This window comes from Vagococcus jeotgali, assembly GCF_035918315.1.
Lineage (GTDB): Bacteria > Bacillota > Bacilli > Lactobacillales > Vagococcaceae > Vagococcus > Vagococcus jeotgali.
In genome coordinates this window covers 1,584,772-1,606,075 of record NZ_CP142146.1, presented here as the reverse complement: position 1 = coordinate 1,606,075, position 21,304 = coordinate 1,584,772, and the positions used below count along the sequence as shown (strand labels likewise).

24 protein-coding genes are annotated in these 21,304 nt (G+C 31.9%); 19 read left to right on the top strand and 5 right to left on the bottom strand.

Annotation, left to right across the window (positions count from 1 at the left end):
- Positions 1-15: 15 nt before the first annotated feature.
- From VSF34_RS07975 to tagD, 14 genes are all read left to right on the top strand, one after another.
- Positions 16-1,830, top strand: coding sequence for a polysaccharide biosynthesis protein (locus tag VSF34_RS07975; RefSeq protein WP_326716802.1), 1,815 nt, complete (start codon positions 16-18; stop codon positions 1,828-1,830).
- A 3-nt stretch (positions 1,831-1,833) separates the two neighbouring features.
- The gene (locus VSF34_RS07970; RefSeq protein ID WP_326716801.1) at positions 1,834-2,454 is read left to right on the top strand and encodes a sugar transferase; all 621 of its coding nucleotides are present in this window, start codon (positions 1,834-1,836) and stop codon (positions 2,452-2,454) included.
- Positions 2,451-3,332, top strand: a complete 882-nt coding sequence (locus VSF34_RS07965) for an NAD-dependent epimerase/dehydratase family protein (RefSeq protein WP_326716800.1) — start codon at positions 2,451-2,453, stop codon at positions 3,330-3,332. The genes VSF34_RS07970 and VSF34_RS07965 overlap by 4 nt, the downstream gene beginning before the upstream one ends.
- On the top strand, positions 3,332-4,453 hold the full coding sequence (locus VSF34_RS07960) for a glycosyltransferase family 4 protein (protein ID WP_326716799.1): 1,122 nt from the start codon (positions 3,332-3,334) through the stop codon (positions 4,451-4,453). The genes VSF34_RS07965 and VSF34_RS07960 overlap by 1 nt, the downstream gene beginning before the upstream one ends.
- A complete protein-coding gene (locus tag VSF34_RS07955) occupies positions 4,443-4,775 on the top strand; it encodes an ATP-grasp domain-containing protein (RefSeq protein WP_326716798.1) in 333 nt (110 codons plus the stop codon). The genes VSF34_RS07960 and VSF34_RS07955 overlap by 11 nt, the downstream gene beginning before the upstream one ends.
- Positions 4,754-5,344 carry an ATP-grasp fold amidoligase family protein gene (locus tag VSF34_RS07950; protein WP_326718053.1) on the top strand — a complete coding sequence of 197 codons (591 nt, stop codon included), beginning with the start codon at positions 4,754-4,756 and terminating at the stop codon, positions 5,342-5,344. Before VSF34_RS07955 ends, VSF34_RS07950 begins: the two co-directional genes overlap by 22 nt.
- Positions 5,341-6,486, top strand: coding sequence for a glycosyltransferase (locus VSF34_RS07945; protein WP_326716797.1), 1,146 nt, complete (start codon positions 5,341-5,343; stop codon positions 6,484-6,486). Before VSF34_RS07950 ends, VSF34_RS07945 begins: the two co-directional genes overlap by 4 nt.
- A 14-nt stretch (positions 6,487-6,500) precedes the next feature.
- Positions 6,501-7,610, top strand: a complete 1,110-nt coding sequence (locus tag VSF34_RS07940; RefSeq protein WP_326716796.1) for a glycosyltransferase family protein — start codon at positions 6,501-6,503, stop codon at positions 7,608-7,610.
- A gap of 694 nt (positions 7,611-8,304) precedes the next feature.
- Entirely contained in the window at positions 8,305-8,874 is a 570-nt protein-coding gene (locus tag VSF34_RS07935) for a hypothetical protein (protein ID WP_326716795.1), read from the top strand.
- A 2-nt stretch (positions 8,875-8,876) separates the two neighbouring features.
- Complete coding sequence (locus VSF34_RS07930) at positions 8,877-10,133, top strand: oligosaccharide flippase family protein (RefSeq protein WP_326716794.1); 1,257 nt, start codon at positions 8,877-8,879, stop codon at positions 10,131-10,133.
- 25 nt (positions 10,134-10,158) lie between these two features.
- Positions 10,159-11,169 carry an NAD-dependent epimerase gene (locus tag VSF34_RS07925; protein WP_326716793.1) on the top strand — a complete coding sequence of 337 codons (1,011 nt, stop codon included), beginning with the start codon at positions 10,159-10,161 and terminating at the stop codon, positions 11,167-11,169.
- An 11-nt stretch (positions 11,170-11,180) separates the two neighbouring features.
- On the top strand, positions 11,181-12,347 hold the full coding sequence (locus tag VSF34_RS07920) for a nucleotide sugar dehydrogenase (RefSeq protein WP_326716792.1): 1,167 nt from the start codon (positions 11,181-11,183) through the stop codon (positions 12,345-12,347).
- Positions 12,348-12,376: 29 nt separating this feature from the next.
- The gene (gene wecB, locus VSF34_RS07915) at positions 12,377-13,519 is read left to right on the top strand and encodes a non-hydrolyzing UDP-N-acetylglucosamine 2-epimerase (RefSeq protein ID WP_326716791.1); all 1,143 of its coding nucleotides are present in this window, start codon (positions 12,377-12,379) and stop codon (positions 13,517-13,519) included.
- Between the two features lie 63 nt (positions 13,520-13,582).
- Positions 13,583-13,996 (top strand): glycerol-3-phosphate cytidylyltransferase, encoded by a 414-nt coding sequence (tagD, locus tag VSF34_RS07910; protein WP_326716790.1) that lies wholly within the window; start codon positions 13,583-13,585, stop codon positions 13,994-13,996.
- Positions 13,997-14,021: 25 nt separating this feature from the next.
- Here tagD and VSF34_RS07905 read toward each other — a convergent pair whose 3' ends face one another.
- From VSF34_RS07905 to VSF34_RS07890, 4 genes are all read right to left on the bottom strand, one after another.
- Positions 14,022-14,822 (bottom strand): GH25 family lysozyme, encoded by an 801-nt coding sequence (locus VSF34_RS07905; protein WP_326716789.1) that lies wholly within the window; start codon positions 14,820-14,822, stop codon positions 14,022-14,024.
- A gap of 23 nt (positions 14,823-14,845) precedes the next feature.
- Positions 14,846-15,058 (bottom strand): DUF2922 domain-containing protein, encoded by a 213-nt coding sequence (locus VSF34_RS07900; protein ID WP_326716788.1) that lies wholly within the window; start codon positions 15,056-15,058, stop codon positions 14,846-14,848.
- A gap of 23 nt (positions 15,059-15,081) precedes the next feature.
- Positions 15,082-15,291, bottom strand: coding sequence for a hypothetical protein (locus tag VSF34_RS07895; protein WP_326716787.1), 210 nt, complete (start codon positions 15,289-15,291; stop codon positions 15,082-15,084).
- 74 nt (positions 15,292-15,365) lie between these two features.
- Complete coding sequence (locus VSF34_RS07890) at positions 15,366-15,878, bottom strand: sigma-70 family RNA polymerase sigma factor (RefSeq protein WP_326716786.1); 513 nt, start codon at positions 15,876-15,878, stop codon at positions 15,366-15,368.
- Between the two features lie 186 nt (positions 15,879-16,064).
- On the opposite strand from VSF34_RS07890, the gene VSF34_RS07885 reads away from it, so the two are divergent.
- The 4 genes from VSF34_RS07885 (at position 16,065) to ntdP (ending at position 19,493) form a co-directional block, all read left to right on the top strand.
- On the top strand, positions 16,065-16,835 hold the full coding sequence (locus VSF34_RS07885; RefSeq protein ID WP_326716785.1) for a hypothetical protein: 771 nt from the start codon (positions 16,065-16,067) through the stop codon (positions 16,833-16,835).
- A 52-nt stretch (positions 16,836-16,887) separates the two neighbouring features.
- Entirely contained in the window at positions 16,888-17,685 is a 798-nt protein-coding gene (recX, locus tag VSF34_RS07880) for a recombination regulator RecX (RefSeq protein ID WP_326716784.1), read from the top strand.
- Positions 17,685-18,854 (top strand): A/G-specific adenine glycosylase, encoded by a 1,170-nt coding sequence (mutY, locus tag VSF34_RS07875; protein WP_326716783.1) that lies wholly within the window; start codon positions 17,685-17,687, stop codon positions 18,852-18,854. The genes recX and mutY overlap by 1 nt, the downstream gene beginning before the upstream one ends.
- A gap of 105 nt (positions 18,855-18,959) precedes the next feature.
- Positions 18,960-19,493, top strand: coding sequence for a nucleoside tri-diphosphate phosphatase (ntdP, locus tag VSF34_RS07870; protein WP_326716782.1), 534 nt, complete (start codon positions 18,960-18,962; stop codon positions 19,491-19,493).
- An 81-nt stretch (positions 19,494-19,574) separates the two neighbouring features.
- On the opposite strand, the gene VSF34_RS07865 is transcribed toward ntdP, so the two are convergent.
- Positions 19,575-20,012, bottom strand: a complete 438-nt coding sequence (locus VSF34_RS07865; protein ID WP_326716781.1) for a GNAT family N-acetyltransferase — start codon at positions 20,010-20,012, stop codon at positions 19,575-19,577.
- Between the two features lie 119 nt (positions 20,013-20,131).
- On the opposite strand from VSF34_RS07865, the gene VSF34_RS07860 reads away from it, so the two are divergent.
- On the top strand, positions 20,132-21,253 hold the full coding sequence (locus VSF34_RS07860) for an AI-2E family transporter (protein ID WP_326716780.1): 1,122 nt from the start codon (positions 20,132-20,134) through the stop codon (positions 21,251-21,253).
- Positions 21,254-21,304: the final 51 nt, after the last annotated feature.

Genomic DNA, 21,304 nt, shown 5'->3' with positions numbered 1-21,304 from the left:
TGGGGGAGACGCATTATGAGTCGAAAAGTTAAGATAGCAATGATCCTAGTCATAGACACAGGTTTAATTGTAGTAGCCAATTTATTAAGTTATTTTTTTATGAATTCTTTTTCTATGACATCAAGTAGGACTGTTGTGATATCTTGTCTATCCCAAATTGTCCTATATCTATTGTTTGGAAGTTATTTTAAGGTATTTAACCGTATCACACGCTATACTAGTTTAAATTCAGTCATTGCGATATCTTTAGCTGTGACGTATTCAAGTGCCGTAGAGATTGTTTCTCTAGGGCTTTTTCACGTGGAAAAAACTGCCATAGGGCACGCCTTATTGTCATATTTTATGACATTATTGTTAATCGTGACGTCACGATTATTTTGGAGAGTGCTTATTAGTTATCAAAATAAGAGTCATGTAGATCGTAGCAATTGTCCTAATGCACTCATCATTGGAGCTGGTGAAGGTGGTCAATTATTTTATGATAGTATCCAAAGAAAACTAAGTAGTGTGAAATTAACGTTTAAGGGATTTGTTGATGATGATCCAAACAAAGCAAATACTATTATCTCAGGTCTAAAAGTAGTAGGAACAATTGATGAATTACCAAAGTTGATTGAGGCTTATGATATCGATGTTTTAACAGTTGCTATTCCCTCTATGACGCCTCACGAGTATGAGCATTTGTTAGATGTGATTAAAGATAGTGAGGTTGTGGTTTACTCTATCCCGTCTCTTGAGGAGTTGGCAGTGGGAAGTGTGGCTGTGACGAAACTTCGCGAGGTGGATGTGATTGATCTTCTAGGACGTGATGAGGTCAAATTAGATATGAGTGCTATTAGTGAACAAATCGAAAACAAAACGATTTTAGTCACAGGAGCAGGTGGATCGATTGGCTCAGAACTTTGTCGCCAACTGATAGAATTTTCTCCTAAGCGCTTGATTTTATTAGGACATGGTGAAAATTCTATTTATCTGATTTTAAAAGAGTTAAATCAACATTTTTCAAGTAATCAGACAGAGTTTATTCCTGTTATTGCTGATATTAGAGATGCTAAACGTATGGATGAGGTGATGTGTGAATATGAACCAAGTATTGTCTACCACGCAGCAGCTCATAAACATGTTCCTTTAATGGAATATAATCCAAGAGAAGCACTAAAAAACAATATTTACGGAACAAAAAACGTAGCAGAAGCAGCTCTTGCTAATAATGTAGAAAGCTTTGTCGTGGTCTCAACGGATAAGGCAGTGAACCCGCCTAATGTTATGGGGGCTAGCAAGCGAGTAGCAGAGATGATTGTTACTGGACTTAACGGTAAAGGCCGTACTAAGTTTTCAGCAGTTAGGTTTGGTAATGTACTAGGAAGTCGTGGTAGTGTAGTACCACTTTTTAAAGAACAAATAGCAGCAGGTGGACCTGTTACTGTGACAGACTTTGAAATGACGAGATACTTTATGACTATCCCTGAAGCAAGCAGATTGGTCATCCAATCAGGTGCGTTAGCTCAAGGCGGGGAAATTTTTATCTTAGATATGGGTGAACCTGTCAAAATAGTCGATCTTGCTAAAAAAGTCATTTTGCTAAGTGGTTATACAGAAGAAGAAATCGGTATCGTCGAAAGCGGGATTAGACCAGGTGAAAAACTGTATGAAGAGCTACTAGTAGATAAAGAAAAATCAGAAGACAGAGTGTATGATAAAATTTTTGTCGGAAATGTCAACGGGTTCACATTTGATGAAGTCATGACACGAGTGGAGAGTCTATCAAAAAATGATGAGGAATTAGCGAAGGAATTAATTGAGTTTGCTAATTTATCAAGTGAGGGGTAAGTAATGTACAAACATGGCATTAAAAGAATACTAGATTTTATATTGTCTTTAGTGGGTATTATAGTCTTATCCCCATTACTGATTATTATAGTGATTGCTATTAAATTAGATTCAAAAGGACCTGTTCTTTTCACTCAAAGAAGAGTAGGTAAAGACAAAGTATTGTTTACGATTTATAAATTTAGAACAATGAAAACTGATACGCCAAAAGAGATGCCTACTCATTTGTTAGATAACCCTGACTTTTTTATTACTAAAGTAGGTAAATTTTTAAGAAAGACTAGTTTAGATGAATTGCCCCAATTATTTAATATTTTAATTGGTAATATGGCGATTATCGGACCAAGACCAGCTTTATGGAATCAAGAAGATTTAATTGAAGAGCGTGATAAGTATGGTGCTAATAATATTCGACCAGGTTTAACTGGGTGGGCACAAATCAATGGACGTGACGAACTTGATATTGATGTAAAAGCTGAACTTGACGGCTATTATGTAGAGCATGAGAGTTTTTCAATGGATGTGAAGTGCTTTGTCGGAACTATTATTTCTGTGACCAAGTCAGATGGTGTTGTTGAAGGTGGGACTGGTCAAATTGATCCAACTAAGGAGGAGAAGTTATGACACGTATTTTAATAACTGGGAAATCGAGTTATATTGGAACCTCTTTTGAAAGATATATGAAAGACTATCCAGAGTACGAGATTGATATGATTTCTGTTAGAGGTGACGAATGGAAGGATGAGGATTTTTCTGATTATGATGTGGTATTTCATGTCGCAGGACTTGCTCATGCTGATGTTGGAACAATAAGTAAAGAAGAACAACAAAAGTATTATGATATAAATTGTGATTTATCTGTAGAAGTGGCAGAAAAATATAAGCAAGACCGTGGGGGAAAAGAATCACAGTTTATCTATATGAGCTCTATTATTATTTACGGTGATCAGGTGAGTATGACTAAAAAAAGAGTCATTACACCTCTTACAAAACCCAAACCCTCTAATTTTTACGGAGATAGTAAACTTCAAGCAGAATTAAAATTGGCCCCTCTAGAAAGTAATATATTTCAATTAGCTATTATCAGACCCCCGATGATCTATGGACCAAACAGTAAGGGGAATTACCCTCAACTAAGAAAACTAGCTTTAAAGTTACCTGTTTTCCCTGACATACCTAATGAGAGATCGATGTTATTTGTTGATAATTTATCAATGTTTATTAAACAAATTATAGATAAACATGAGTCAGGAATCTTTTTTCCACAAAATATGGAATATGTCAGAACCAGTCATATGGTAAAAGAAATAGCAAGATTCCATGGTAAAGATATCAAATTATTTTCTTGGATGAACTGGAGTGTTTATCTTTTAGGAAAGATTCCAGGTAAAATTGGTGATTTGAGTAATAAAGCTTTTGGGAATCTGGTTTATGAGAAAAGTGATAAATTTGTTGGAGTAATAGAAATGAAGCCTTCTATTGAAAGAACGGAGAAGTGTTAGTGGAAAATAAACGTGTGTTGTTTTTAGTGAATCATGATTTGGTTATTTATAATTTTAGAAAAGAAATAGTACAAGAATTATTAGACCAGGGGTATGAAGTGTATGTGTCTTCTCCGTACGGTGAAAAAATTGAAATATTAATTAGCTGGGGATGTAAGTATATTCCAACTGATGTAAATCGTCATGGTAAAAATCCCATAGATGAACTAAAATTATTAAAAAAATATAAACAAATTATAAAGGATATCAATCCTTTGTGTGTATTAACATATACGATTAAACCTAATATTTTTGGTGCGATAGCTTGTCGAAAATATAATGTACCATGTTTAGCAAATATAACTGGCCTAGGAACGGCAGTGGAGAAAAAATCAATATTACAATTTATAACTATTTCTCTTTATAAATATGCTTTTAAAGAAATAAATACAATTTTCTTTCAAAACGAAGAAAATCTAGAGTTTTTCTTAGAAAAAAAGATATCTTCTAAAAACAAATATGTTTTATTACCTGGATCGGGAGTTAATTTGGAAGAGTTCGTATATGTAGATTACCCAAATCAGGATGATAAAATTAAATTTATTTTTATTTCAAGAATAATGAAAGAGAAAGGGATAGATCTATATTTAGAAATGGCAACAATAATGATGAAAAAATATGATAATTTAGAATTTCATATTTGTGGTTTTTGTGAAGAAGATTATGAAGATACTCTTAAAGAATATGAGGAAAAAAACATTATCATATATCATGGAATGATCAAGGATATAAAACCATTGTTGGGACAAATGAGCTGTACTGTACATCCAACCTACTATCCAGAAGGCTTATCAAATGTTTTATTAGAAAGTTCAGCTATTGGCAGACCTATTATTACAACCAATAGAAGTGGTTGTCGTGAAGTAGTTGATAGAGAAGAAAATGGATATCTTATAGAAGAAAATAATCAAGGTGATTTGGTAGAAGCAGTAGATAAATTTATCAATACCTCAAGGTTAACAAAAGAAATTATGGGGAAAAAAGGTAGAGAGTATGTAGTTTCTAATTTTGATAGGAAATATGTAGTGGAAAGTTATTTAAAAAAAATAGCTATTATTGCGGGAGAAGAAAATGGATTATAAAAAAATTTTAAAATCTCAGGATGTAAGATTCAAAATATTAAACTCATTAAGTAGTGTACCAGATTCTATGATGATAAAGATACAATATTTTATGAAACTAAATAAATTTTTAAATTTAAAAAAACCAAAAAACTTCACTGAGAAAATTCAATGGATGAAACTAAATTATAGAAATCCAGAGATGAAAATATGTGTAGATAAGTACGAAGTTAGGAACTTTATAAAGAAAAAAAATCTTGAAGAAATTTTGGTTGATTTATATCAAGTTTGTGATCAAACCGATAAGATTGATATAGGTAAATTACCTCAAAAATTTATTTAAAGACAACAAATAGTAGTGGAACGAATCTTATCGTTAGAGATAAATCAACATTTGATATAAAGCAACATTCAGAAACTATCGATAATTGGTTGAAACAAGACTTATATGTTTATAGTAGAGAGTGGGCGTATAAAGATATACCATCTAAGATTATTATAGAAGAGTTACTGGAAGATGATACAGGAAAACAAGATATTGTAGATTATAAATTTTTATGTTATCAAGGTCAACCACGTTATATAGTTTATGATCAAGATAGGTTTTCTGGACACAAACGAAACATTTACGATATAGATTGGAATTTGATTCCGTGTACGACGGATGTTCCAAAAATAGAAGAAAGTATTGAAAAACCTTTGTTGTTAGATGAAATGCTAAGAATTGCTACTAAGTTATCAGAGGACTTTCCTTTTGTTAGAGTGGACTTATATTGTGTAAATAAGAAAATTTATTTTGGTGAATTAACATTTTATCCGTGGAGTGGTTATGTAAAGTTTGATCCTGAGGAATGTGATGTTTTATTGGGTGAGAAAATAAATATAAATGAAATAAGGAGAGATAATAAATGAAAATATTATTTTGTCATGATGGTCCATTACGTGAAGAAGCAGGTGCTTATTATGGAGTATCCCATACCGATGAAGTTTTTGAGAGGTATATTAACACTCCATCGGATACTTTAGAAGTATTAATTAGAACAACCCCATTTCGAGATACAGATAAAATTTCTAATTTCTCAAAATTATCTTTAAATAATTTAAAAGTTACTCCTACTCCTGATGTTTTTAAAGATATAAATAAAAGTAATGAGCGTTCTAAAATAATAGAAAATTCTGTTAGAAGTTCAGATTTAATAATTGTTAGGTTACCTAGCTTTATTGGTCTTTCAGCAATCAAAATGGCAAAAAAATATAATAAGAAGTATATGGTAGAATTTGTAGCAGATCCTTGGCACTCATTTTGGAACCATTCATATAAAGGAAAAGTTATGGCTCCATTGGTCACATTACTCAATAAAAAGGCTGTAAAAGAAGCACCTTATGTGCTTTATGTGACAAATGAGTATCTTCAAAAAAATTATCCAACAACTGGTTTTTCAATCGGTTGTTCAGATGTTTTATTGAATGATACAGAGCCAAATTTTGATAGATATAAAAAAAGAAATAAGAAAAAAAAAATAATAGGAACATTAGCCGCTATCAATGTAAAATTTAAAGGGCAAGACTGTGTTATAAAAGCTTTAGGTTATTTAAAAAAACAAGGTAATACAGAGTTTATATATCAGTTGGTAGGTGGTGGTTCCAATGAATACTTGAAACAAATAGCTAAAGAAAATAATGTTGAAGATCAAGTTGTCTTCTTAGGAGCATTGCCTCATAATAAAGTATTTGAATGGTTAAGTACGCTAGATATATATATCCAGCCTAGTAAACAAGAAGGATTACCACGAGCAGTTGTAGAAGCTATGAGTACTGGTGCTTTTTGTTTAGGTAGTAAAACAGGGGGAATACCTGAACTACTAGAGGAAAAATATATTTTTAGTAATAAAAAATCGAACTATAAAGAAATAGCAACATTATTGGGAAGTTTCAATACTGATGAGGCATTTAAATCAGGTAAGATTAATTATGAGAAATCTCTTTTATTTCAAAAAAACAAACTCGAATCAAAAAGGCAAAATTTTTATATTGATTTTATAGAAAATTTATAGATAGGGAGAGGTTTATGAAGATAATTTATTTTATAAGGAATAGCTTACATATGTATCCACCTTGTTTATCACAAATATTATATTTAGATGATTTAGGGCAAGACCTACTTGTTTGTTTTGGTAGTTGTGATCCTACTGTAAAAAAAATATTAGATGAACGAAATATTGAATACATTGATTTTAATATACAAAGGAATAAAAATAAATATTTGGGTAAAATTCAAAGTTATTCTTTATATAGAAAAAAAGTTAAAGAAGTTTTAGACTCTAAATATAATGAAAAAGATGTGCTATGGTTTGGAACAGCAGATAGTATTTTTTTTCTAAAAAAAATTGTAGAATCAAAGCGATATGTTATGAGTATTTTGGAGCTATATGATGATAATGATTTTTATCGTAAAGAAATAGGGAAATATATTAATAGAGCAGAACTCGTAATTGCTTGTGAATATATGAGATCTAGAATTATGAAAAGCTGGTGGAATTTAGATGAAGTACCAACAACTATTCCTAACAAACCCTATACACACCCTAGAGAAAAACATATCATAGGGAGTACCTCTCTAACTAAAGATTTAATTGACCAAATTCGAGGAAAAAAAATTATCTTGTACCAAGGAATTATTTCTGCAGATAGGGATTTGTACATACTAGCTAAGACTTTAAAACAGATGGACAGTGATTATTATCTTGTTCTAATGGGACAAGAATTTTTTGATAGTGTTAAAATTATCAGAGAACTATATCCCAAGACAATTTACTTAGGGTTCGTTCCAGCTCCATTACATTTAGAAATTACAAGTTATGCAAATATTGGGATTGCAAATTATGATGATTCATCATTGAATAACTTATTTTGTGCTCCTAATAAAATATATGAATATAGTGGATTTGATATTCCTATGTTATGCAGTAATGTTATCGGATTGGAAAATACAGTTGGTGATGCGAAAGCTGGTATTTGTTGTGATTTCGAAGATACGAAGTCAATCTCAGCAGGATTACATAAAATTATAGAAAACCAAAAGGATTATTCCGCAAATGCTAAAGTTTTTTTTGAGCAAACAAATAATTTAATGGTTATGGAAGATGTTGTGACTAAACTTAAAAAAATGAGAGAGTGAAAAAATGATTATAGAACTGATACTTATAGTTGTTTCTTCAATATGGTTTTTAAACTCAGTTAGAAATATTTTAAATAATAAATCTAACTCATTAGGAGACTATATTATTATAATTATATATATATTTAATTGTCTCCCACTACTATTAAATGTTGTATACTCCAAACCAAATTATTTGATTTATCCATGGTATGGTTATTTTGAAATAGCCACTAATAATTCTTTAGTAAACAATGTTTATAACTTATACATATTGTTTGTTTTGAGTTTAATAAAACTATATGTATTTTATAGAAAACAAACAACACATAAGCAATTGATATATAGAACTTTTGATAGTAGGTTTTTAAATAGTAATATTTTACTTTATATTTCTTTAATTCCAATATTGCTAGTTATTTCATTTGGCAATTATGGAGAATACCTAACATTTCAATCATATTCAATGAGAGGAATTGATGGGGGAAAAGCGGTTTTACTAGTATTTTTTGAATTACTAGGACTGATATCTTTTTATTGTTGGTTTTTTAGAGATACTAAAAAACAACATTCTTATTTACTATTACTTCTGTACTCCTTATTGATTATTTGGATAGATGGTAAGAGATATTTAATAGTGACAATAATACTTCTTTTTATATATTTTTATCAAAATAGTGTTTACTCAATTAAGAAAAAAATTCCTTTGAGAACCATGTTAATAATTGCATCAATAGTATTTATTTTTACATATAGTTTTATTACTGTTAAATATAAAGTTAGTGACTACACGACTATATCCGAAAGTGGCTTAATGTATTTGAACTATAGGATAGACTTTGGAAGAGATGATGTGACTAAGTTTGTATTATATAAAGAACTAATTGAACATAATATGATTATCGATTATAGACTACAAACATTTTTATCAACATTCTTTTTTTGGGTACCAAGATTTATTTGGCATAATAAGCCTTATCCTCATTATCGATATCTCACTGCTGAGTTATTTGGTTCAACACCTGAAACTCTACATTCAGGAATGACTCCTTCCCTATTTGAAATGAGTATTGCTAATCTTGGTGTAACTTTAGGAATCTTGTTTACCGGTGGACTTTTAATATTTTTGATTTATCGTGGAGATAAATCAGGTTCGGTTCCACTAAAAATTTTATATTTATTATTATTAATTGCATTGTTAACACAGAGTCTAGATGCTATTATACCAGTTTTACTTTTAATACCTGCAATTCACTTTTTAAAAATATTTAGAATAAGGATATAGTTATGAATAAATTGTTTAAAAAAATATATACATCAAAGGTTGTAACAAATGGATTTTGGTTGGTTGTTTTACAAAGTTTTAATACAATTGTTCCTTTAGTTACCTTACCTTATATTACAAGAGTATTGAGTATTAATTCATATGGTGAGTTTTCTTTGGCATTAAACTGGATAGGATATTTTCAAGTTATTGTAGAATTTGGTTTTGGATTAACAGGAGCTAGAAAAGTAGCAAGAAGAGATAGTGATGAGGAGTTAAGCTTTATACATAGTAATATCCTTTATTCGAGATTATTGTTGATGTTATTAAGTTTTGTACTCCTAATATTTATAAGTTTTTTATTTTCAGTACCCCGTGAACAATTTTTAAGTATGCTAATTCTATTTTTAATGGTTTTAGCAACAGTTTTTCAACAAAACTGGTTATTTCAAGGAATGTCGGATATGAAACCAATAGCAATTATAAACATGGTTAGTAGGATTATTTCAGTTATTCTAATTTTTTCATTAGTTAATGATACTAAGGATTTATATTTATATTGTTTCTTATACATATCAAATTTTTTAATAGCTAGTATTATAGGTTATATAATTGTTTATAAAAAATATAATGTACGATTGATCTTTGTGAGATGGAACCATATTATTACTGAAATTAAAGAGGGGTGGTACTTATTTATTTCTTCAGCGATGTCAAAAATTTTTAGTGGAATTGGTATAACGATATTAGGTATAACGGCAACTAAAAGTGAAGTGGGAGTTTATTCAGCGATTAATAAAATACCCTTAATTCTAACTCTTTTTTTTGCAGCTGTGAGTCAAGCCATTTATCCATACATGTGCGAGCAGTTTTCAATTTCAAAAGTTAATGGTTTTAACATGTTAAAAAAAATTTCTATCCCTGTTATTATCTTATTTTTGATTCCAAGTACCTTCCTGATTATATTCAATAAGCAATTAATTTTGATTTTATTCGGAGAACAGTATGTGGCTTATTCAATGCTATTAGTTCCTTTTGTTATATGGGTAATGGGAGGAATAGTGAATAATTTTTTAGGAATTCAATCTTTGGTTGCTGCAGGGTATCAGAAAGAATATAGTAAAGAATTTCAAAAAAGTATCATTTTTATGTTAGTATCTATGCTTCTATTAGGCTATTTTTATGGGGCTTTTGGTATAGCATACTCCTCTATGTTTTCAGAATTACTATTAACAATTCTACTTTATAGAAAAATACAAAAGATAAAAAAATTCCTTTAATTTAAAGATGGGGAGATGATTTATTATGGAAAGTAAAAAAGTTATTATTACAGGTACAGCAGGATTTATAGGATATCACTTAACTAACAGATTATGTCAAGAAGGTTTTGAAGTAGTTGGTATAGATAATTTAAATGATTATTATGATGTAGAATTAAAACATGATAGATTATCACAGTTAGAAAAACATAGCAACTTTAATTTTTTTAAAAAGGATTTATCTGATAAAGAAGCTATATTTAAAATTTTTAAAGAGGAGTCTCCTAAAGTTGTTATTAATTTAGCTGCACAAGCAGGAGTAAGGTACTCGATTGAAAATCCAGATGCTTACGTGGAATCAAATTTAATTGGTTTCATGAATATATTAGAAGCTTGTCGTCATTTTCCGGTGGAACACTTACTATATGCATCATCTAGTTCAGTCTATGGTGGTAATGATAAGGTACCATTTTCAACTAATGATAATGTTGATCATCCAGTTAGCTTGTATGCAGCAACAAAAAAATCGAATGAATTATTAGCTCATTCATACAGTCATCTTTATAAAATTCCAACAACTGGATTGCGTTTCTTTACAGTTTATGGACCATATGGTAGACCTGATATGGCATATTATTCATTTACAAAGAATATTATAGAAGGCAATGAAATTGAAATTTATAACAATGGTCAAATGAGAAGAGATTTTACCTATATTGATGATATTGTTGAGTCAATTGTGAGATTAATAGATATTGTTCCTGAGAAGAATGATGAATGGAATCAAGCAGAAATTAGTAGTAGTTTTGCTCCATATAAAATTTATAATATTGGGAATAATCAACCAGAAACTTTGATAGATTTTATTGGATTTATTGAAAAGCACACAGGAATTGAAGGAAATAAAAAATTTGTAGGAATGCAGAATGGCGATGTTGTTCAAACATATGCTGATATTTCTGACCTTGTGGATAAAATAAAATATACGCCAAGTACTTCATTAGATGATGGATTGTTTAAATTTGTAGAATGGTATAAAGAATATTATAAAAAATAGGAGTCTTTCATATGAACATTTCAGTTTTCGGTTTAGGTTACGTTGGTCTTGCTAATGCGGTATTATTAGCTCAGCATGAGAATGTTGTAGCTTATGATATTGTGGAGGAAAAGATAGATTTATTAAATAAGAAAGAATCGCCTATTGTGGATAAAGATATTTCAGAGTTTTTAGAGCATAAAGACCTAAAAATTGATTTCACCACAGATTTTGAAAAAGCAGTTAAACATGGTGAGTTTTGTATTATTGCGACACCAACAGATTACGATACGACTAACAATTACTTTGATACGTCTACGGTAGAAAATGTGATTGAAAAGGGATTAGCTATTAATCCAGAAGCCGTTTTTATTATCAAATCAACTGTTCCAGTAGGCTATACAAAGAGTATCAAAGAAAAATACGGGACAGATAATATTATCTTTTCACCCGAGTTTTTACGTGAAGGAAAAGCTTTATATGATAATTTACATCCGTCACGTATTATTGTAGGGGAGCAATCGGAGCGAGCAGCATTATTTGCTGGAGCTTTGTTGTGTAATTCTGAAGAAGTAGAAGTACCTACTCTTTTCACTCATTCAACAGAGGCAGAAGCAATTAAGTTATTTGCAAATACTTATTTAGCACTCCGTGTATCTTATTTTAATGAGCTTGATACTTATGCTGAAATTAGGGGATTAGATACTAAGCAGATTATCGAAGGTGTCGGACTTGATCCTCGTATTGGTAGTCATTACAATAATCCTTCATTTGGTTATGGTGGATATTGTTTGCCAAAAGACACAAAACAGTTACTTGCAAATTATGATCAAGTACCAAATAATATTATTGGGGCGATAGTTGACTCAAATAGAACACGAAAAGATTTTATAGCAGATCAAATTTTAGCTAAGGATCCCAAAGTCGTTGGTATTTATCGTCTGACTATGAAGGCAAATTCTGATAATTTTAGGTATTCATCTATTCAAGGTGTGATGAAGCGTCTTAAAGCCAAAGGGGTTGAAGTAGTTGTTTATGAGCCAACCCTTGATGAGGATGATTTTTATAATTCTAAGGTAGTAAAAAACTTAGATGAATTTAAAAATTTATCAGATGTGATTGTGACAAATCGTCTAGAATCAGAATTATCAGATGTGATTGAAAAAATTTATACAAGAGATATTTTTAATAAAGACTAAAGAATACTGGTAATAGGAGGTCTGTGGTAATGAAAAAAATTAAAGTAATGTCTGTATTCGGTACTAGACCGGAAGCTATTAAAATGGCTCCAGTTGTTTTAGAATTAAATCGTCAATCAGAGTTATTCGAATCTATTGTTGTGGTAACTGCGCAACATAGAGAAATGCTTGATCAAGTATTAGAAATTTTTGATATAGTACCTGATTTTGATTTAAATATAATGAAAAAAAATCAAACATTAGCAGATATTACAAGTATTGCTTTACAAAAATTAGACACTGTTATAAAAGAAGTTCAACCAGATATTGTCTTAGTACATGGTGATACAACAACAGCTTATGTTGCAGCCTTGGCTGCATTTTATAATCAGGTTAAGATTGGTCATGTAGAAGCAGGACTTAGAACTTGGAATATGTATTCACCATTTCCAGAAGAAGCAAACAGACAGATGATTGATGTTATTACTGATTTGTATTTCTCACCAACACAAACCAGTGCTGAAAATTTATTACGTGAAGGTAAGGACTCTACAAATATTTACATCACAGGTAATACAGTAATTGATGCACTTTCAGAAACTGTTAAGTCCGATTATACTCATGAGATATTAAATAGTATTCCAAATCAAGATAGATTTATCTTAATGACTATGCATAGAAGAGAGAATTTAGGTCAGCCAATGGAAGATGTCTTTAGTGCGGCTAAAGAAGTGATCGATAAAGATGAGAGTCTCCATTTAGTTTATCCTGTCCACTTAAATCCCAAAGTTCAAGAGTCAGCCAATAAAATTTTTGGCTCTCATGAGAGAGTGCATTTAGTTGAGCCATTAGATGTTTTCGATTTCCATAATATTGCTTCAAGAAGTTTGTTTATTATGAGTGATTCTGGTGGTGTTCAAGAAGAAGCACCCTCACTGAATGTTCCTGTACTGGTTCTTAGAGACACAACAGAACGACCAGAAGGCGTTGAAGCAGGTACTTTGAAATTAGTAGGAACAAAATATGAAGAGGTTAAAACAAATATGGAAGATTTATTAATAAATCAAGAAGTATACGACATGATGTCAACAGCTAAAAATCCTTATGGTGATGGTTTAGCTAGTAAGCGAATCATTAAAGAAATTGCTAATTATTTTGGCGAAACGGGTGAGGATGTTACACCGTTTAATTAACCCCCATTGCTCCTACCCACCACTTATGGTATGGTAATTTTAAACAAATCTAGAGGTGAAAAGATGAGAAAAGTCATTACATACGGAACATTTGATTTATTGCATTATGGTCATATTAATCTACTAAGAAGAGCAAAAGAACAAGGTGATTACCTGATTGTTGCCTTATCTACAGATGAATTTAACTGGGATGAAAAGCAAAAGAAATGCTATTTCTCATATGAAAAGCGTAAGATGTTACTTGAAGCCATTCGTTACGTAGATTTAGTTATCCCAGAAAATAAGTGGGATCAAAAAATGACTGACATTGATGAGTTTAAAGTCGATGTGTTTGTTATGGGGGACGATTGGAAAGGTAAATTTGACTTTGTCGAGGAAACTGGAGCTGAGGTCGTTTACCTAGAGCGTACACCTGAAATTTCAACATCTCAAATTAAACGAGATTTAGATTCTAACAAAAAGGAAGAAAAAGCCTAATCGCTTTTTCTTCCTTTTTTGCTTCTTAATTTACTTGTGCAACAGAATCTTTATGAAGTGTAACAAATACCGGAGTATGATTATACAGTATACGAGCATGCGTTGTTGTTTTGGTGTGACATATTTGCTCAATATCAAATATAGTGTTTTTGGAAAATGTCATGCCGGTGTTGACTTTCCATGTCTCATCAAGTTTTAGGATCAAATCTTTCAATGCTTTAAATCGTTTTCCTTTTGTGTGATAGTTTTCTTTATGTTTGTTATCTTCTTTTATAGATCTTGCATAAGCATACCAGGCAGTAGAGTCACCGTAAAAATAACTATGATCAAGTGGTGTGTCTGTGTACTGCCACATGGCGATATCTAGCCACTGAGGGGTATGTGGTTCTTGTTTAGAGTACTTAGCAACCCATAAGTCATAATCACCTCTAACAACCTCTGACCAGTCGTCACCATTGGCGTCACTTTCATTCATATAAATGAGAGGTCTAACACCTGTTTCTTCGTAGATGATATCTAAAAATTCTTTAGCTTTTTTAGCACCTTGTTTGCCGTATCCCTCATAATCTAGAACAAGTAAGGCCTCACCGATATAGCCTTTAATATGATCTAGGAAAAAGTGAGCTTGTTCTTTGACGTCACTTTGATCTAAAAAGTGATAAACACCGTACGGCTTATTTAGTTCTTTGGCTTCTTGTACAAAGACATCACAAGCACTATCAATAAAGTATGTTCCTTCTGTTGCTTTAAAGATAAAAGCGTCACATATGAGTGATTCTAGTCTAATACCTTTTTGGTGATTGGATAAATCAATAACTGATAACATAAGTCAGTCCTCCTTTTTAGTATTTAGACTAATGGTGTGATAATTGTTTCTGTATAAAAGGCTGTATGAGGTTCCACGTAAAGTTTTTCGCCATTTTTTTCGAAAATATCTAACGTACAGATCATCTCCATGGCTTCCTTAACAACTGGTCCTTCTAAGTCTTGGTTAACAACTTTTGGAATCATATTGACACGTTTGTCCTGTTCATTTAAAAATGTTAATGTTAGTTTTTTCATAGTAAATTCCTCCTAGTTTTTATTTAGATTGAGTAGTGGTGAGTGTTGATAATCGCTAGTTTTTCCATCGGTTCCTCACTTGGTGCTAGTGTTTGAAAAATATCTGATAGGGCTAGAATATCTTTGTCTTCTGTATCTGGTCGTAAGTTTGTCAGGCTTTGTTTTCTTGGATTAGCTGTCCCGATTGCTTGATAAGTGAATTCTGTTTTTTTGCTGTCTGAAATTTTTTCCATAATAGTCACGTCCTTTTTTATTTTTGAAAGATGCGCATCTTACACTCCTATAAACGAAAGAAATCGTCAAAGTGTCACAGGTTTTTTTCGATTTTTCGATATTTTTTTTGAATTCTCTCCATGACTCTATAAATCGTTTGGCGTGAGAGGTCATATTTTTTTGATAGTTGTGTCACAGAAAGTTGTTTAAATAGTCTATCTTCTAGCACTTTGGTTTCAAAAGGTGTCAGCTCTTGGCATAGGAGTGTGTAGGTATCACTCGTTTCTACAAATTTATGTAGGCAGGTGTCTTCTTTAGTATCTTCATAGACGTCTAATATCAAATCATCAAGTGGATGGTTATCAAGTCGTTTTGTTTCTTTTCTGATTAAATCTAAAGTTCTCCAATAGATTTTTTGGTAAGCATAGGGAGCAAAAGGTGGTTGGTTAAGGTGTTTTTTGGCATCATATTCTCGGTGTAGTAACAAAAGTTCAATCCGTGCTGCTTGAATATAGTCATCAAAGTCTGGATGGTGGTGATAAATGTGACATTTTTTTAGAGCACCTAAGATAAGTGGGTGATAGGTTGTGAAAATGTCTTCTTCCATAGTAAATTGTCCTCTCCGTAGTTGGTTTGACTAGTCATAAAGAGTATAAAAGAAAATTTCTTTATCGTAAAAGTCGAAAAAATAAAGATTAATACCAAAATCATTCGTTTTGTGCAGAAAACGTTTACAATTTTGTTTGAAAATTGTTAAAATAAACGTATGATAAAAAAGAATGGAGTGTTATAAATGGATTTAGAAAAAGAAAAAATGGATTGGTACAGAGAGTTAGTTCATGGTGGGACGATTAAATTGGAAGAATTATATGAAAAATGTCTTTTTTGCTCTATTGAAAAATCCAATCCGTATATTACAACTAGCACAATCTTGATTCATGATGTATCAGATATGTCTAAAAAGCACAATACCTTAATTATTTCAGCCAATCATTTACCTGTGGTGACGACTATGACAACAAAAGAATTAATCAATGATTATGAGAGAAACCATGATTTTATTTTTGAAAAAGTCAGAATAACGATGATTAATTATGATGGTACCCAAACCTATAAAACACCCTATGTAGCAAAGGATTGTGTCCTAATTTCCCCTACTGGTAGTATCAAACAAGAAGCCAATTTTTTTAATGTCACTCACCTAGATGCCTTGAAAAAAATGCCTGGTAAAAAGACTATTCTATCGTTTTCAAATCACTTAGATGTGGAGGATTCCTTTGATAAAAAGATTTATGATAGACAAGTTGAGATGAGTATTCGCTACTACTTTTCTTACTTTTATCCTAGTCTTATAGCTAATATCCCTTATGTTAGTCAAACTTTGAAAAGTCAGTGGGCTGGTGAGTATATCAGTCAGCATTTAAAATTGATCTATGGTGTTTACAAAAATGTGGATATTGAATTACTTAACAAATGCCAATATAAGGCTATCAATTTTATTTATGCCAAGGTGAAAGATCCTAGTCTTACTATTTCAGAGTATTTTAATGAACAGGAGTATTGATAACATCTTATGTATTTTATGGTATAGTAGCTTTTGACTAGGAGGTGTTATCTTGGAAATTATAAAGAGTACTAAGAAATTAAAGCGTGGTGGGTATCAGATAAAGACTGAAAGTGGTATGGTGATTCGAGTGTCTGAGGATTCTCTAGTGAAGCATCGTTTACTAAAAGGTCAAGAGTTAAGTAAGTCTTTACTTGAGCAGATTGAAAGAGAGGCTGACTTTGATATTGGTTACCAAAAGGCTTTAGCTTACTTAAGTTATCAACTTCGTAGTGAAAAAGAGATTAAAGACCATCTAAAAAAGCATGAGGTTAGTGAGGAACAGATATATCTTGTGATTGATAAATTAAGAGAATTACAATTACTAAATGATGCTGAATTTGCTAAAAGCTATGTCAGAACAGCAATGCGTACTACTGATAAAGGACCTAGTGGGGTAAAGGAGTTTTTATTTAAAAAAGGAATCAAACAAGAGGAGATACAAGAAGCTCTTTCTTTATTTGATGAAGACTCCCAGTACCCACTAGCATTAAATCTAGCTGAAAAAAACATGCGAAAGAATCGTCAAAAATCACAACAAGAAACAAAAAACAAACTAAATCAGTTCTTATACGGCAAAGGATTTTCATCAGAGGTTATTTCTCGTGTTATTGATGAGGTGATTACCGAGGTAGATGAGGATGAAGAATATGAGAAGCTAAAGGCTCAAGGAGATAAGTTATGGCGTCGTCATGAACGTTTAGAGCCTTATAAGCGCAAGCAAAAAATCAAACAAAGTCTATATCAAAAAGGCTTTTCAATGGATGATATTAACCGCTATATTGATGAAAAAGAGATGGAGTTAGACTAGTGAAACAAGAAACATGGAGCAATCAGAAAACTGAAAAATTTAGGGAGGATCTACTGGCTTGGTATCATAGCGAAAAGCGTGATTTACCTTGGCGAAAAAATACCGATCCATATCGTGTGTGGGTGTCTGAAATTATGCTACAACAAACTCAAGTTGTAACAGTTATTCCTTATTTCAATCATTTTTTAAGTGAATTTCCAACAATCAAAGGTTTAGCAAATGCCCCAGAAGATAAACTATTAAAAGCGTGGGAAGGTCTTGGTTATTATTCTCGTGTGAAAAATATGCAAGCAGCCGCCCAAGACATCATGGAGCGGTTTGACGGTCACATGCCTAATAACCCGCAAGATATTTTATCTTTAAAAGGGATTGGTCCTTATACAGGAGGTGCCATTTCAAGTATTGCATTTAATTTAGCTGAGCCTGCGGTGGATGGTAATGTGATGCGTGTTTATAGTCGGTTGTTTGGTATTGATGATGATATTATGCTACCAAAAACAAGACGGGTATTTGAAGAGAAAGTCAGAAAAACGATTTCCCGTGATGAACCAGGAGATTTTAATCAAGCTTTAATGGACTTAGGTGCTAGAATCTGCACACCTAAAAAACCTAGTTGTAAGACTTGTCCAGTTAAAGAATATTGTTTAGCATTAAAAACTAATCAAGTGGATCAACTCCCAGTGAAAAAGAAAAAAGAAAAACCAGTTCCTCTTTATTATGTGGCTATCGTGTTGCAAAATGAGTTAGGTGCTTACTTACTTACAAAACGCCCGTCAGATGGCTTATTAGCTAATATGTGGACGTTTCCTCTAGTAGAGGTAGATGAGCTGACTTATAAGCAACTAAAGCACCAAGAGAAGTTTGCTGATCATCAGGAGCTTAGTTTATTTGACCAAGTGGCAGATGAGTCAGAGGTTTATTTGTTTTCAGCTATGCTAACAGATTACCCTAATATTAAGATGAAGGAGTATCATCACGGGGAAGTGACACATGTCTTTAGTCATAGAAAGTGGCATATTTTGGCTTTAGAAGGTAGAGTAGATGGATTGTCATCGTATCAATTAAAGCCAAGAGAAGAATGGGTCTATCCAGAAAAATTTAAAGATTATCCATTTCCAAAACCTCAACAGAAATTGCTTAGCTTATTAAAGAAAGTTGAGAATAATTAGTGATATCCTCATGAAGTTTATGCTATAATAAATTTGATATCGGTGTAATGAACACCCTAGTGTAAAATTTGGCAGTACTGTCAAGGAAAGTAGGGTTATATAAGAATGCATGTACCTAAAGAGGGCGAATTTATCACAATAAAAAGTTACAAGCATGACGGTAGTTTACATCGAACTTGGCGTGACACGATGGTACTAAAAACCAGTGAATGTTCTATTATTGGTCTAAATGATCACACTTTAGTAACAGAATCTGACGGTAGACGATGGGTGACACGTGAGCCAGCAATTGTATATTTTCATACAAAATTTTGGTTCAATATAGTAACAATGATACGTGAGAAAGGTGTATCCTATTATTGCAATCTTGCTTCTCCCTACGTATTAGATGATGAGGCGCTGAAATATATTGATTATGATTTGGATATCAAAGTCTTTCCTGATGGTGAAAAAAGGCTACTAGATGTAGATGAGTACGAAAAACACCGTCAAGAGATGAATTATCCAAATGAAATTGATATTGTGCTAAAAGAAAACGTCAAAATATTGGTAGACTGGATTAATGAAGGAAAAGGGCCTTTTTCAGATGAATATGTTGACATCTGGTATAAGCGTTATCAACAACTATCAAGAAAATAAAACTATCAGTTTGTACTTTCAAGATAAGATGAGCTGGAGTAAAAAAGGAAGTTGACAGTTTAGTCAGCTTCCTTTTTTACTTCAAACTAGTTTTTTATCCATATCTTTGTGTTCAATACCTGCATCTAGGTACATATCAGAGCAAATACTAAAGCCTAAAGACTCATAAAATGGAATTGCTTGAACTTGTGCACCTAATAATAAAGTTGTAGCCCCCATTGCTCTAGCCACCTCTTCAGCATAACGCATCAGCTGTTTACCAACACCTTGGCCGCGATACTCTTTTAGTACAGCCATTCGTTGGATTTTCATAACTAAATCTTCTAGTGGTTTTAGTCTTACGGTTCCCATCGCTTTAGCATCGTCATTGTAGATGACAATATGGATACATTCATCTTCATACTCTAGCTCCATCTCTTTTGGTACTTCTTGTTCCTTAACAAAGACATCCATGCGAATAGCTAAGGCATCTTCATAAGTAGTGCTTGTTAAGTCAGTGCTTTTTAAAAATTTAGTCATATTGAACCGCTCCTTCTACGTTGTTTTTACAAAATGATTAAACAAAAATGAGTTTTTTTCTTAGAAATATATTATAATATATTTACTTTGTTTATACGAAGAAAAGGAGGAGAAAAATAATGTTAGACAAAATGAAACAATCTAAACTTATGTTTTGGTCGGTGGAATTGTTGGTGATTGCGACATTAATTTTTGTAGGGACAAAAATTAATTTCTTATTTAAACCAATTGGGACCCTATTTACCACCCTATTTGCCCCGATATTAATATCTGGTTTTTTATTCTATTGTATTAATCCTATTGTCAAATTTTTAGTGAAAAAGGGTATGAAGCGAAACTTAGCAGTAGCTCTTATTACGTTACTTTTTATTGTCCTAGTTGTGATCTTTATTATTTCAGTTATTCCAAACTTGATTAATCAGGTGACAAACTTAACGAAAAAGGCTCCTGGATTTTATGCTATGGTGGAACAAAAGGTAAATGAATTAGCCCATCATCCAATGCTAGATAATATTGATATTCAATCTTATTTGGATAAATGGAACGTCTCAATGTCAAATATTGCTAAAAACACATTGTCAGGCGTGGATAGTGGCTTAGGAACTTTGATTTCTTCTGTAGCAGGAATTGTCATGCTAATTGTAACTGTACCATTTATGCTATTTTATATGCTTAAAGATGGTGAAAAATTTTTACCAACCATTTCACGTTTCTTCCCAGAATCACATAAAGATGAAATTAGTGAATTGTTAGTTAAAATGAGCCAAACGATTTCTAAATACATCAGTGGTCAAATGATTGAGTGTTTATTCGTTGGTGTAGCAACAAGCATTGGTTATATGTTGATTGGTGTTGAGTATGCTTTCCTTTTTGGCTTTATTGCAGGAATGACTAACTTGATTCCCTACATTGGACCCTACATTGGTTTAGCACCAGCTTTATTTGTCACCCTATTTACTGATCCATTTAAAGCTATTTTAGCTTGTGTGGTTGTGCTTATCGTACAACAAATTGATGGTAATATCATCTACCCTAATGTGATTGGTAAGAGTCTTGACATTCACCCACTAACAATTATTGTTATTTTACTTGTAGCAGGTAATTTAGCTGGTCTACTAGGTATGATTTTAGCAGTACCACTATATGCGGTGTGTAAAACGATTGTGGTTTATGTTTATGATATTTTTCAAGTCAATAAAAAAGCCAAAGCTCAAAAGAGAGCAAAAGAAAATGCCTCTTAGTGCTAAACATTGATATTGACTAGGTTTTATGATACGATTTTGCAAGGAATT

Coding starts and splice junctions, on each gene's coding strand:
- VSF34_RS07925 (WP_326716793.1), top strand. CDS start 10,159: ATGGAAAGTAAAAAAGTTATTATTACAGGTACAGCAGGATTTATAGGA.
- VSF34_RS07905 (WP_326716789.1), bottom strand. CDS start 14,822: ATGTTATCAGTTATTGATTTATCCAATCACCAAAAAGGTATTAGACTA.
- VSF34_RS07920 (WP_326716792.1), top strand. CDS start 11,181: ATGAACATTTCAGTTTTCGGTTTAGGTTACGTTGGTCTTGCTAATGCG.
- VSF34_RS07885 (WP_326716785.1), top strand. CDS start 16,065: ATGGATTTAGAAAAAGAAAAAATGGATTGGTACAGAGAGTTAGTTCAT.
- VSF34_RS07890 (WP_326716786.1), bottom strand. CDS start 15,878: ATGGAAGAAGACATTTTCACAACCTATCACCCACTTATCTTAGGTGCT.
- VSF34_RS07940 (WP_326716796.1), top strand. CDS start 6,501: ATGAAGATAATTTATTTTATAAGGAATAGCTTACATATGTATCCACCT.
- VSF34_RS07965 (WP_326716800.1), top strand. CDS start 2,451: ATGACACGTATTTTAATAACTGGGAAATCGAGTTATATTGGAACCTCT.
- VSF34_RS07930 (WP_326716794.1), top strand. CDS start 8,877: ATGAATAAATTGTTTAAAAAAATATATACATCAAAGGTTGTAACAAAT.
- VSF34_RS07895 (WP_326716787.1), bottom strand. CDS start 15,291: ATGGAAAAAATTTCAGACAGCAAAAAAACAGAATTCACTTATCAAGCA.
- tagD (WP_326716790.1), top strand. CDS start 13,583: ATGAGAAAAGTCATTACATACGGAACATTTGATTTATTGCATTATGGT.
- VSF34_RS07970 (WP_326716801.1), top strand. CDS start 1,834: ATGTACAAACATGGCATTAAAAGAATACTAGATTTTATATTGTCTTTA.
- VSF34_RS07945 (WP_326716797.1), top strand. CDS start 5,341: ATGAAAATATTATTTTGTCATGATGGTCCATTACGTGAAGAAGCAGGT.
- ntdP (WP_326716782.1), top strand. CDS start 18,960: ATGCATGTACCTAAAGAGGGCGAATTTATCACAATAAAAAGTTACAAG.
- wecB (WP_326716791.1), top strand. CDS start 12,377: ATGAAAAAAATTAAAGTAATGTCTGTATTCGGTACTAGACCGGAAGCT.
- VSF34_RS07975 (WP_326716802.1), top strand. CDS start 16: ATGAGTCGAAAAGTTAAGATAGCAATGATCCTAGTCATAGACACAGGT.
- VSF34_RS07955 (WP_326716798.1), top strand. CDS start 4,443: ATGGATTATAAAAAAATTTTAAAATCTCAGGATGTAAGATTCAAAATA.
- VSF34_RS07865 (WP_326716781.1), bottom strand. CDS start 20,012: ATGACTAAATTTTTAAAAAGCACTGACTTAACAAGCACTACTTATGAA.
- VSF34_RS07860 (WP_326716780.1), top strand. CDS start 20,132: ATGTTAGACAAAATGAAACAATCTAAACTTATGTTTTGGTCGGTGGAA.
- VSF34_RS07900 (WP_326716788.1), bottom strand. CDS start 15,058: ATGAAAAAACTAACATTAACATTTTTAAATGAACAGGACAAACGTGTC.
- VSF34_RS07935 (WP_326716795.1), top strand. CDS start 8,305: ATGTTAATAATTGCATCAATAGTATTTATTTTTACATATAGTTTTATT.